Source organism: Chryseobacterium sp. G0162 (assembly GCF_003815715.1).
Taxonomy (GTDB): Bacteria; Bacteroidota; Bacteroidia; order Flavobacteriales; family Weeksellaceae; genus Chryseobacterium.
Map to the genome: position 1 here is coordinate 4,654,998 of NZ_CP033922.1, position 12,746 is coordinate 4,667,743.

At 35.9% G+C, this 12,746-nt stretch carries 12 protein-coding genes; 5 read left to right on the plus strand and 7 right to left on the minus strand.

The window, feature by feature from the left end; genetic code table 11:
- The first annotated feature begins 18 nt into the window (after window positions 1-18).
- The 4 genes from EG344_RS20830 (at window position 19) to EG344_RS20845 (ending at window position 2,794) form a co-directional block, all read left to right on the plus strand.
- Window positions 19-660 (plus strand): GNAT family N-acetyltransferase, encoded by a 642-nt coding sequence (locus EG344_RS20830; protein WP_123911239.1) that lies wholly within the window; start codon window positions 19-21, stop codon window positions 658-660.
- 65 nt (window positions 661-725) lie between these two features.
- The gene (locus tag EG344_RS20835; protein WP_123911240.1) at window positions 726-1,259 is read left to right on the plus strand and encodes a PH domain-containing protein; all 534 of its coding nucleotides are present in this window, start codon (window positions 726-728) and stop codon (window positions 1,257-1,259) included.
- Window positions 1,256-1,993 carry a hypothetical protein gene (locus EG344_RS20840; RefSeq protein WP_123911241.1) on the plus strand — a complete coding sequence of 246 codons (738 nt, stop codon included), beginning with the start codon at window positions 1,256-1,258 and terminating at the stop codon, window positions 1,991-1,993. Before EG344_RS20835 ends, EG344_RS20840 begins: the two co-directional genes overlap by 4 nt.
- A gap of 9 nt (window positions 1,994-2,002) precedes the next feature.
- Complete coding sequence (locus EG344_RS20845; RefSeq protein WP_123911242.1) at window positions 2,003-2,794, plus strand: class I SAM-dependent methyltransferase; 792 nt, start codon at window positions 2,003-2,005, stop codon at window positions 2,792-2,794.
- A 159-nt stretch (window positions 2,795-2,953) separates the two neighbouring features.
- Here the strand turns inward: EG344_RS20845 and EG344_RS20850 are convergent, their stop codons facing one another.
- The 3 genes from EG344_RS20850 to EG344_RS20860 all read right to left on the minus strand — a co-directional run bounded on the left by EG344_RS20850 (window position 2,954) and on the right by EG344_RS20860 (window position 5,324).
- The gene (locus EG344_RS20850; protein ID WP_123911243.1) at window positions 2,954-3,190 is read right to left on the minus strand and encodes a YtxH domain-containing protein; all 237 of its coding nucleotides are present in this window, start codon (window positions 3,188-3,190) and stop codon (window positions 2,954-2,956) included.
- Between the two features lie 101 nt (window positions 3,191-3,291).
- Entirely contained in the window at window positions 3,292-4,134 is an 843-nt protein-coding gene (locus EG344_RS20855; protein WP_123911244.1) for an isoaspartyl peptidase/L-asparaginase, read from the minus strand.
- Between the two features lie 299 nt (window positions 4,135-4,433).
- On the minus strand, window positions 4,434-5,324 hold the full coding sequence (locus EG344_RS20860; protein ID WP_123911245.1) for a cyanophycinase: 891 nt from the start codon (window positions 5,322-5,324) through the stop codon (window positions 4,434-4,436).
- A gap of 196 nt (window positions 5,325-5,520) precedes the next feature.
- Between EG344_RS20860 and cphA the strand changes: the two genes are divergently transcribed.
- Complete coding sequence (cphA, locus tag EG344_RS20865; RefSeq protein ID WP_123911246.1) at window positions 5,521-8,151, plus strand: cyanophycin synthetase; 2,631 nt, start codon at window positions 5,521-5,523, stop codon at window positions 8,149-8,151.
- Window positions 8,152-8,291: 140 nt separating this feature from the next.
- Here the strand turns inward: cphA and EG344_RS20870 are convergent, their stop codons facing one another.
- The 4 genes from EG344_RS20870 to EG344_RS20885 all read right to left on the minus strand — a co-directional run bounded on the left by EG344_RS20870 (window position 8,292) and on the right by EG344_RS20885 (window position 12,693).
- On the minus strand, window positions 8,292-9,476 hold the full coding sequence (locus EG344_RS20870) for a hypothetical protein (protein WP_123911247.1): 1,185 nt from the start codon (window positions 9,474-9,476) through the stop codon (window positions 8,292-8,294).
- Window positions 9,477-9,720: 244 nt separating this feature from the next.
- Window positions 9,721-10,554 (minus strand): type 1 glutamine amidotransferase, encoded by an 834-nt coding sequence (locus tag EG344_RS20875; protein ID WP_123911248.1) that lies wholly within the window; start codon window positions 10,552-10,554, stop codon window positions 9,721-9,723.
- A gap of 33 nt (window positions 10,555-10,587) precedes the next feature.
- Window positions 10,588-11,709, minus strand: a complete 1,122-nt coding sequence (locus EG344_RS20880; RefSeq protein ID WP_123856111.1) for a carboxylate-amine ligase — start codon at window positions 11,707-11,709, stop codon at window positions 10,588-10,590.
- A 30-nt stretch (window positions 11,710-11,739) separates the two neighbouring features.
- Window positions 11,740-12,693 (minus strand): RimK family alpha-L-glutamate ligase, encoded by a 954-nt coding sequence (locus EG344_RS20885; protein WP_123856110.1) that lies wholly within the window; start codon window positions 12,691-12,693, stop codon window positions 11,740-11,742.
- Window positions 12,694-12,746: the final 53 nt, after the last annotated feature.

Here is a 12,746-nt window from a genome sequence, read left to right on the forward strand (position 1 = left end):
AACTCTTAACACCCAATCATGAAGGATAAAACGGAAATAGTAGAAAACTGGCTTAAAGGATGGTGTTTATCAAGAGAAGTATCTTTTCCTGTTCAATATAAGTCTGGATTCAATGTATTTGTGGGAGATGAAAAACAAAAAGAACGGTACGTATTTCCTGACCTTAATGAAGATTTTTTTCAACTTGCCCGGTCAATTGATGAGCCCTGGATTTATCTGAAAGTAAGTACCTCTCCTGATCGGTTTATAGGGGATATTCCTGAAAAATGGCAATTACAGGCACAAGGGTATTTGATGACCTGCTTTCATCCGATGAGTTTTCCCAAAATCAGTCTTACAAAAGGATATCACTTAGAGTTTTCTGAGTATAATACAACTTTTGTTGTCAGGATTGTAGCAGAGAATGGTGAACAGGCTTCTATAGGTCGTGTTTCACTTATAGATAGTGTTGCCGTTTATGACAGGATTATTACCGAAAAAAATCACCAAAGGAAAGGGCTTGCTTCTTTTTTATTGAAAGAACTTGAGAAGATCGCTTTGTCGAAAGGGTTTTCAAATAATCTTCTGGTCGCAACAGAAGAAGGAAAACGGCTGTACGAAACCTTAGGCTGGAAAGTGTATTGCTTACACTCTTCCATTGTAATTCCTTCTGAGGTGTAAGTTTTTAATCAAATTAAATTATTATTTTCCTAAGAAATAGTAATTTAGACCCATAAACTATAGCTATGAGTGAAAAGTCAAGACTCGACGAAATAAGAGAAGAACTTGAAAATCTGGATATCAGCCCTACCATATTTGCCAGAAAAGAAATCCGGGAATTACCGGATATCATCTCAAAAGAAGAAAAAATTGTTTACCTCGTTGAAGGCAGAAATAAAATAAACAATCATCATATCATTTTAGTAGCTACAGACAGAAGACTGATCTTTGTAGATAAGGAATTCATGTACGGATTGAAAGTAGAAGACTTTTCTTATAGCAAAATAAGTTCAATACAGTATGAAACTGCATTATTGCTGGCTTCTATAGATATTCAGGTTACTGATGACATTGTAGAGATTGATGGAGTAGGAAGATACCATGCTGAACTTTTTTGTGAAAAGGTAAGAGACTTCATGTCCCGTCCTGAAGAAAATTTTCATAAAGCTGAACCCACTGTTTTAGATCAATTGGAACAATTGGGAAGGTTAAAAGAAAGTGGAATTTTGAGCGAAGAAGAATTTAATGAGCAGAAGAAAAAACTTATAAGCAAATTATGATAAAAGAAGTCGTATTTAGAGCATTAAACTGGAGATGGTATTTTACCTCTTTACTCACATTATTTATAGGAATTTTCTGCTGGGTACTCATCCTTATTTTACCAATCAGCAGTTTTACATGGAATTTTTTCTCGGCTTTACCATTTCTGGTTGCTGGAGTAAGCTTTATATTGGGAATTTCGAGGATGTTCAAAAAAGAAGAATTTAAAAACGGTCTTTGGCAATGCCTTTTAAGCTTTATTATGTTTTTTATCATTGGTGGACTATTCGCTTTTTATCCGCCTAAAAGTCCTTATAAGCCTTATCATAATGATATTAAAAATCCTAAGAATGCAAAATTTTCAATGCCTTTGAAATTATTCTCAGATGAGAAAGAACTTGTAGAAGTTACCCAACCAGATATTCTTATCTATGATTATTTACAACCCGGAACTTATAAATATGATGTTTTCCTTAATACAATAGAAAAAGGCAAGATCTATTTAAGAGTGTATGATTTTAATACCAACAGGATTCTTTCTGAAAAAGAAATTAGAAAACAATCGATGAGAGAGGTTTTTAATCCCAATGATGAATTGAAAGAATTTTCAAGTGACGATAAAGATTTTACAGTGAAAGAAGGTGATTGGGGAGACTATTATGGAAGCAGGATTGAAGTTTGGTTTCAGCCGGATAATTCCAATACACCTGAAAGAAAATTATTAGAAAAAAATTATATTATTCAGGGAAATTAAAATTAAACAATGGAAAATTACTTAGAAATAAATAAAAAATCATGGAATGCAAAAGTAGAACCGCATTTGAAGTCGGATTTCTACTTTGTAGATGAATTTTTAAAAGGAAGAACCTCACTGAATTCAATTGAGCTGGGACTTCTGGGAGATATAAAAGGAAAAACTATTCTGCATTTGCAGTGTCATTTTGGGCAGGATTCTATTTCACTGTCAAGAATGGGGGCAAAAGTTACCGGGATTGATCTTTCTGATAAAGCAGTTGATACAGCCAGAGATCTTGCACAAAAGTGTGGAACTGATACAGCATTTATCTGTTCGGATGTATATGATCTACCTAATATTCTGGATCAGAAATTTGATATTGTATATACAAGCTATGGTACAATAGGCTGGCTTCCTGATCTTGGAAAATGGGCAGATGTTGTCAATCACTTTCTAAAATCTGGCGGGAAGTTTATCATGGCAGAATTTCATCCTGTCGTTTGGATGTTTGATGATGACTTTACAAAAGTCACCTATAACTATTTCAATGAAAAACCGATTGTAGAAACGTATGAAGGAACCTACGCAGATCAGTCTGCACCTATTGTACAGGAATATATCATGTGGAATCACTCTTTATCGGAAGTTCTTGACAACCTGATTAAAAAAGATTTGCAACTGAATACTTTTCAGGAGTTTGATTGGTCACCATATCCGTGTTTCAGACATGTAGAAGAAGTTGAAAAAGGAAAATGGCGAATTCCACAGTTTGGAAATAAAATTCCGCTGGTATTTGCGTTAATAGCAGAGAAAAGATAAAATATTGTAACTCAATCCTTAAGAAGGAGATCTGGCTAAAAAATCAAAGATTTTGCCTTAAATACACTTCATTTATTCTGGATGAATAAACAAAAAGTCATCGCAAACTACTACGATGACTTTTTCTATATATGAATGTTAAAAAAACTACTGTCTTTTTTAGCTTAAAGAATCCTCGGCTTTTGTTTTTGCCTCGTCTACTTTATTTTGAACCTGGGAAGCAACATCATTGGCTTTACTCTTAATATCATTTCCCCATTTGTTAAGATTATCCTTTGCTGTATTAAGCTTATCCTTTACGGCTTGCTGATCTTCAGGACTTGAATTTTTATATTTCCAATATGCTAAAGCACCTAATCCTAGTAAAGCTAATAAACCTTTTGTTTTGTTTCCCATGATTTCTATTTTTTAAAAGATATTAATATTAAAATTTGTTATTAATACATATGTAAAATACGTGCCAAAAAATTAAGTTGAATTATAAAAAAATGTTAAAATTAAGAAAAGATATCAAAATTTTCACCGTCAAAACTGGCGAAAACCATAGTAGGATAGGAATCCTGATGATAAACATTTCCATCTTTATCAATGGCAATGGCACCTGCAAATCCGTCAATTGTTTTAAGTTCATCAAAGGTTTTACTGAAAGCCGTTTCAAGGCTCATTCCATCCGTCACACGGGTTACAATTTTTGCGGCAGTAGCATTGCTTACAATATCTTCCCCCACACCTGTGCAGCTTACCGCACAGAATGCATTGGCATAATTCCCGGCCACAGTGGCAGAATCTGAAATCCTTCCCGGAATCTCAAAACCTTTTCCGCCTGTAGAAGTAGCAACAGCCAATTTTCCATCTTTGTCGATGGCTACACAGCCTACAGTTCCTTTACCGCCGCTATTCAGTTTAGCTTCATATTCTGTTCTTCTCTGTGGAATTTCCGTTGAAAAGTTTTCAAACCCGTGTTCTGCAGCGTAGCGTTTCGCCCCTTGACCACCTAAAACCCTGTCATCTTCTCCAATCAGGTCTTTGGCTACAAAAATTGGATTTTTTACATCCTGAATATTGATAACACCACTTAATTTCTGGGTTTCACCATTCATAATAGCTGCACTCATACGGATGACACCATCACTTTGAATCTGTGAACCTATTCCGGCATTGTATAAAGGATCATCTTCCAGCAAAGAAACAGCATAAGCGACTGAATCAAAGGCAGAATGGGTATGAAGATAATGAAATGCCTTTTCAGCAATTTCTTTTAAAGAGTTCTGTTTGGCTGTTTTTACTTCATGGCTTTGGTCACTTTCCGAGAAAAAGCCTCCGTGAATGATGATTTTCATAGAATATAAATGATAGTTGATAAATTTTTTACGAAGGTAATTTATAAATAAAAGATAAAAGATAAAAGATAAAAGATAAAAGATAAAAGATCTTGTCTTTAAATAACAATTACCCATATGTATATCCACACGAATACAAACATCAATAGAGGTAGGCTTTAGCTAATCTGAAAAAATATTCAACCCCTTAGCTTTAGCCCAAACTTATTTGATAGTCTGTTATAATCTAAACGGTGATTTTTAAAAAACAAAAAACGGAACCAAGGTCCCGTTTATATTTATATAAGGTATGAATTTTACTATTTGTCCAAAGGAATTGGATTGAACTGTGAATTCTCAATTGTTAACGTCTTAGTGGTAAGATCGTAGTGATCGTTCATAGACATCACATGAACCGTTAAGTTATCAATAGAGATAGGTTCTCCAAGATTAATATTGGTAAGGTTGGTATCCTTAATAAATCTTCCGTCTACCAAAATCACAAGTCCGGAACCTACAGCAGTCATCACATCATTATGAATGAAAAGTCCGGTATCTTCCCCAAGTCCGATTCCCAATGTTCTTGGGTTATTCACTACTGCCTGGAAAAGACGTCCGATTCTGCCTCGTTGTACAAAATGCGTATCGATGATAACGTTATCTATTAAACCTAAACCTTGTGTTGTTTTAATTTCTCCCTTCAACAGAGCTTCAGAACTACTTCCCTGGTAAATCATATTTTCTGAGGCAGCAGCTGCACCGGCAGAAGTTCCTGAATAAATAAAGTCCTGTTCCTGATATTTTAATAAAATAGTATCGTGAAATCGGGTTCCGCCCAGAATAGATGTCAGTCTCAACTGGTCACCTCCTGTAAACATCATGACGTCTGCAGCATTCGCTCTGGCTACCATCGCATCAGAATTAGCTTCTTCACGGTTATGAATATCAAGAATGTTTACATTTTTAGCACCAAGGAATTCGAATGCCTTTTTATATTCAGCACCTACAATCTGAGGAATTTGAGAGGCCGTTGTTACCACTTCAATCACAGAATCTTCTTTGTGTTTTGATTCGTTGATGATCTTTCGCAAAATTCCGCGCTCAAAAAAATTAAGATTCTTTTCAATATTCTGATCATAATCGGTTTCTGCAAAGCTTCCTTTATTTACAGCACCTCCGATAACAATTAATTTTCCTACAGGTTTAGTCATGGTACAAAATTAAAAAATAATTAACACATTTGGCGAATTTCGTGCCATCTTTAGTTGATTTTTAATGTTTTAGAAATGTGAATAAAGATTAATTTTTTTTAATAAATCTTCAAGTGTGGTATAGTTTCGTTTAGGGTTTTATATTATATTTGATTATAAAATAAGTTATTATTAACTGACAAAATGCCAATAGACTATGAAAATCGAAAAGATTCAGGCACTACGAGGTCCTAATATCTGGAGTATCAGAAGAAAGAAGCTGATACAGATGAGGTTGGATCTTGAAGAAATGGAGAATTATCCTACCAATAAAATAGAAGGATTCAGGGATAGAATTGAAAAATTAATCCCGTCACTGATTACCCACAGGTGTTCAGAAGGAGTGGAAGGTGGTTTTTTCCATAGAGTGGAAACAGGAACCTGGATGGGACATGTCATTGAGCATATTGCCTTGGAAATACAGACCCTGGCGGGGATGGATGTTGGCTTTGGAAGAACCCGGGAAACCAAAACGCCGGGAGTGTATAATGTAGTCTTCAATTATCTTGAAGAAAATGTAGGAATTTATGCTGCTGAGGAATCCGTCAAGATTGCAGAAGCTTTAATTGAAGGAAAAGATTACAACCTGAATGCCTGTATTCAGAAACTGAAAGAGATCAGAGAACGTGTACGTCTGGGTCCATCTACCGGAAGTATTGTAGAAGAAGCCGTTTCCAGAAAAATACCCTGGATCCGGTTGGGAACAAATTCATTGGTACAGTTGGGATATGGAGTCAATCAACAGCGTTTTCAAGCGACAATTACCGGAAAAACAAGCTCTATTGCGGTAGATATTGCCTGCAATAAAGAATTAACCAAAAGGATGCTTCACGATGCTGCTATTCCGGTACCTATAGGTGACTTGGTGGTTGATGAGGAAGATTTAAATAACGTTATCAAAAAAATAGGGTATCCCATTGTTTTAAAACCTTTGGATGGGAATCATGGAAAAGGCTCTTCTATCAATGTTAATGATTGGGAGGCTGCCAAAATTGGATTGGAACATGCCCAGAAATACTCCCGAAAAGTAATCGTTGAAAAATACATTACAGGATATGATTTCAGGGTATTGGTTATTGATAATAAAATGGTGGCGGCAGCAAGAAGAGTTCCTGCCCATATCGTTGGAGACGGGGAACTGAATATTCAGCAGCTTATTGATAAAGAAAATAAAGATCCACGAAGAGGGTATGGCCATGAAAATGTTCTCACCGAAATTGCAGTGGATAAAGATACTTTAGAACTGCTTGAAAAGCTTCAATATACTTTGGAAACAGTTCCGCAAAGAGGAGAGGTGGTTTATCTGAAATCTACAGCCAATCTTTCTACAGGAGGAACATCAATAGATGTTACCGATATGGTGCACCCGGAAAATATTACAATGGCGGAAAGGATTTCCAAGATTATCGGACTTGATGTTTGCGGGATTGATATTATGGCAGAAAACCTTACACAACCTTTAAAAGAAAGTGGTGGGGCTATTATAGAAGTCAATGCTGCTCCAGGATTTAGGATGCACCTAGCTCCAAGTGAAGGGTTACCAAGAAATGTAGCGGCTCCGGTAGTGGATATGCTATATCCACAGGGAAAACCTTTTACCATTCCGATTATTGCAGTAACCGGAACCAACGGAAAAACAACCACAACAAGATTAATTTCCCACATTGTAAAAAGCAATGGTTATAGAGTAGGATTTACTACTTCAGATGGAATTTATATTCAAAATACAATGCTGTCGAAAGGAGATACCACAGGACCATTGTCAGCAGAGTTTATTTTAAAAGATCCTACCGTGGAGTTTGCTGTTCTGGAGACAGCCAGAGGTGGAATTCTCCGTTCCGGGTTAGGATTTTCACAATGTGATATTGGCGTTCTGACCAATATTGAGGAAGATCATTTGGGAATGAATGATATCCATAACCTGAAAGATCTTACTAAAGTAAAGCGGGTTGTATTAGACAGTGTAAAGAAAACCGGTTGGAGTGTGCTGAATGCAGACAATGAGTATTCCATGAAAATTGTTAACAATCTTGATTGTAATGTAGCTATTTTCAGCATGGATGAGAATAATCCTCATATTGTAAAATTTGCCAAAGAAGGAAGAATTACCTGCGTTTATGAAGAAGGTTTTGTAACCATTAAGAAAGGTGACTGGAAGATTAGAATAGGTAAAGCCAAAGATTTCCCGATTACAATGGATGGTAAAGCCAGATTCATGATCGAAAATGTTTTGGCGGCCAGTTTGGCAAGTTATCTTCATGGATTTGGAATTGAGGATATTTCCAATTCGTTAAGAACCTTTATTCCAAGTGCGCAGCTTACTCCCGGAAGATTAAATGTCTTTAAGTTTAAAAGCTTTAAAGTGTTGATCGACTTTGCCCACAACCCATCCGGATATGAAGCTATAGAAGATTACCTGAAAAATGTTGAATCTACCAAAAAAATAGGGATTATTTCCGGTGTTGGAGACAGAAGAGACAATGATATCAGAGAATGTGGGAAAATTGCAGGAAGAATGTTCGATCATATCATCATCCGAAATGAAAAACATCTTCGTGGAAGAACAGAAGAGGAGATCAATGGATTGATTATCGAAGGCATGCAGTCTTCAGGAAAAGATGTCAGCTACGAAATTATTCCTAAAGAAATTGAAGCATTGAAGCATGCCATGGGAATGGCTGAAGACGGAACATTCATTACGGCTTTAAGTGATGTAATTTCCAATGCTATTGATCTTGTTCAGGAATATCAGGCAAGAGAATTGCTGGAAGATGACAAGAATTTGTAAACATTTGAGATTGAGATAAAAAAAGCGGCTGTACTTCATAGTGCAGCCGCTTTATTATAAATTCTGATGATCTCACTGATTAATAAGTTATCACAAGCATCTGCGATATCTGCAAAATTTGCGAGAGCTCAGTTTTTACTTTATAGCTCTCCAAAAAAAGCATTAGAACTTCCAATCCAGATAGCATCTTTTTTATTGAAATCCACATTGACCATGGCTGCTTTGGTCATTCTTCCTAAATTTTCAAGTAGAATAGGACGCTCATCATTTTCTTTCCAAATATACAGCAAACGGATCTCTGCCTTTGAAAATTCCCCATTGATATCTTCAAAAAGTGGTTCATAAGTTACTTTTCTCTGTAGGATATAGTTTTCCTTATCTTCAATAGTGTTTGTGATTTCTTTAGTCGGATTTAAATTTACACCACTGCCTGCAAATGAAAATAATGGCTTTAATACAAAATCCTCAAGGTTTTCATGTTCCGGAAATTCATGTAAGAAATAACTTTTAGGAACAAATTGATGTTTCAGGAATGGTAAAATAAACTTAGAAATCTTAAAGAACCAGTTCGGATGAGTGATCCATTGTACATCTACTTCTTCACGGAAATCAAACTCAGTTTTAAGATCGGGAATCCTATCCAATTCATCAAATATAACACGATTGTAGATTCTTTTAATTTCAACAAGTTTGCTGTCATTTTCATAGTAAAGCTTTTTACCTTCCTTCTTTATTTTGGTTAAACACACCGTTTTGATACCGAGTAATTGCTCGGTTAAAGTAAAGTCGATGGCTGTTTTCTGCTTTTCAGGAAAGATTTCAAGAAGAATGACATTCTCAGGATTTTCATCCCCTACAATCAGATCTTTTAAATACTGTTTAAAGTCTTCATGAGACATAGGATTACGAATCGATGAAAGAAAAGGATAAACTTCACAGAACGTTTCTTCATAAATCTTTTGGAAAACATATAATGAAGGAAAAGCCTGAAGCTCTATCAGCTGTGGTTCAATTGTTCCATCTTCACTTTTACAGACTCCAAAATCGATGGTAAAAAAATGGGGTTGGTCTGTGTCATTGGGAACCCTGCAGTTGTCAGGAATTGCTTTTTGAAGGGTTTCAGCCGGAAGCGCTTTGATCTGGCTAATGATACTTTCACTGGCATCAAGCAATTTACCTTCAAATTCTTTGGTAAGGAAAATCGGGCTTTCTGAAATTCTGAAACCCGGTTCTATACCGCCTTTGCGTGTTAAAATTTCTTTAAGCTGTTTGTATTTTTCATCTGAAAACTCCTGATTGAAATGCTTTCTGTATTTTGGGATCATATTTTTTCTTTTGTGGTGGTAAAAAATCGAGCATTTTTGCTCGATTTGATATTTGAAATAAATTTAACCACAAAAGTCACAAAAGTTTTTATTAAAAATATAAATGGATGTATAATAAGTTCACATAAGATAGAAAATCAAAGATTTTCAAAACGCCTAAATGTACTTTTCAAACAGTTTAGTAGTAACTTAAAAAGAACTTAGGGGTTAAGCTTTTGTGGCTTTTGTGGTTTATTTTAATTTTTTAAGCCAAAGATTCAACGTTCTTCAAAATGTTTTTTTTTGCGAACTGAAGAAATCTCGGGAGGATCTGATTTCTGGTCAGGATGATTTTATCTTCATCATCTATTCTGTCCATAGTTTCAAGATATTTTTCCATTCCGAAGTTTTCAATCATAGCTTCTCTGTTCTTATCGTCTTTAAGGTTTTCTATTAAAGCTTCAGGGCTTGCTTCCGGGTGAAATTGGGTCCCGAATATTTCATCAGAAAAACGAACAGCCATTATCGCTCTCTCCAAATTGATATGAGGTCGGAACTTTTCAATAGCCATAACAGTCATTCCCAATTCTTCAAAACGGTCGTGATCCGGCTCAATGAATTGATAAGCTCTGGAATCTACTGCATAAAAAGGATCCTGAAGATTTTTGAATAAAAATTCCTCCCGGCCTTCTTTTGTTTTATGAATTGGCATTACCCCAAAAGAATAGGATTTTCTTTTACAGATATTCCCTAACTTCCAATGAATACTTGCCAACTGAAAAGAATGACAAATCAGGAAAAGATACTTTTTATCCTCATTGTATTTATTATGTTCAAAAACGGAATCTAAAAATTGAGCAAACCTATTTTCCCATTCGAAACCTTCACGATGCGGGGTTCCTGGTCCGCCTGAAGAAATAAAAATATCAAAGTCTCCAATCTCCGGCATTTCATCTTTAAACCTGACATCAAATGTCTCGATGATTACATTTTCTTCAGAGTTCTGCTTAAACGTTTCAGAAATTTCTTTAATGTTTCTAAAGCCTTGATTAACATGATTGTTGTTCATGTCCAGCAGAGCAATTCGAATATCTTTCATTACATCATATTTTTTGTAAAGTTACCAAAAATATTATGAAGCGGATTCACCATGTGTAATGCCGTATTCTGTTTCTGAGATCATATAATCCACAACCTTAGTAAGATCCCCGGTTTCTTTGAAGATCTGAAGCTGTCGATCGGCACCCGTACCATTTTCAAGAATTTTCCAGGCATATTCAACTTCTTGTCGGCATCCTAAATCATCTACTACATCATCAATAAACTCTAAGAGTTCTTTTAACAAATGGGGATAAGGAACCGATTCTTCTTTTCCAAAATCAATCAGATGAGCCTCAATACCGCTTTTGGAAGCACGCCATTTATTTTCATTCAATAAAAGTCTTCTGTAGCTTCTAAAACTCAGATTTTGTTGGTGGAGTTTATAAATTTTAGCCACTAAACTCTGCATAATGGCTGCAAGACATACTGTTTCATCAATTCTTAAAGGCATATCGCAAATCCTGAACTCAATGGTAGGATAGAACGGATGAACCCTTAAATCCCACCATATTTTTTTAGCATTATCAATGGTTCCTGTTTTTACCAAAAGATCGACATAGCTGTCAAATTCTGCCAATGAATTGAAGTAACTGGGAATACCGGTTCTCGGAAATTTAACGAAAATTTCCTGTCTGTAAGATTTAAAACCTGTATACCTTCCGATCCAGAAAGGAGAATTGGTAGAAAGGGCATAAACGTGAGGCAGAAAATATCGCATTACATTCTGAATTCTTACGCCTTCCTCACGATTAGGAATTCCAATATGAACATGAAGTCCAAAAATCAGGTTCTCACGGGCAACATCCCCCATATCATCAACAATTTTGATATATCTCTCTCCCTGAGTAATCGTATTGTCAGACCAATGAGAAAAAGGGTGGGTTCCTCCTCCGGAAACGCGAAGTCCCTGTTCGTGGGCTGTATTGATGAGATGCCTTCTTAAATTGGTTAATTCTGCCCGGGCTTCCTGAATATTCTGACAGATGCCGGTCTCCATTTCAATCATGGATTCGTGCATTTCATGCTTTAGATTTTCACTCAATACCGCTTTTCCGCCTTCAATGATTTTTGATACGTGCGAAATCAGATCCCTGCTTTCAACATCAATGATCTGATATTCTTCTTCGATTCCAATAGTAAACTGATGATGCATTGTCTTGTGTTTTTTTATTCTTTTTCAATATTATTTTATGGAATCTTTCACGAAGGTTCCCCAAGTGATATTAGGTTTTCCCGGAACATATTCCTTAGCTTTTTCAATAGCAAGCTTAGCAGCATGTTCTATAATCCATGCGAAATTCTCTTCTCCTACAGAATTTCTGTCTGCATCCGGAGCCGGATTACAGAAGTCAATAGCATAAGGAATACCATCCCTTACAGCAAATTCAACAGTGTTGAAATCATATCCTAATGCTTCATTCATTTTGATTGTATAATCATGAATGGTTTTTAATAATTTTTCAAGCTCTTCCCCTTGTGTCTGGTGAGTAGTGGCATACCTTAAGTGATGTGGGTTCCTAGGTTCGTAAGGCATGATATGAACATATTTTCTGCCCAGACAATACACTCGGTAATAATCATCAAAAATAATTTCTTCCTGAACCATCATCACCAGCTGTTCTGTTTCTCCAAGCTTGTTCCAAAGATCATCCGGATTTTCTACCCTGTAAACATTCTTCCAGCCGCCACCATCGTGAGGTTTCATATAAGCAGGAAATCCAACATAATCAAAAATATATTCCCAGTCATGGGGAAATTTAAGGTTCCTGAATGAAGTTTCCGAAGTATCGGTTGGCCTCTCATGGGATGGAAGCAATACTGTTTTGGGCAATGGAATTCCTAATTTGCTCATAAGTGCATTATTGAAAAATTTTTCATCAGCACTCCACCAAAACGGATTATTGATTACATAAGTGCCGTTTAGTGCGGCGTTTTTCAGATAAGCTCTGTAAAAAGGAACATTCTGCGAAATTCTGTCGATGATCACTGCATAACCATAATCTGCCCCTTGTTCTAATTTGTCAATGGTAACAGGTTCAGCCACGATATCTCCACCTCCCAATTCATTTACTTTGTCTATAAATGCCCAGGGAAATGTGTCTTCCATACCGAATAGAATTCCTACTTTTTTTGTCATAATTTTTGTTTTTAATGGTGTATACTATACTTTATTTCTCAACAGAATCTATG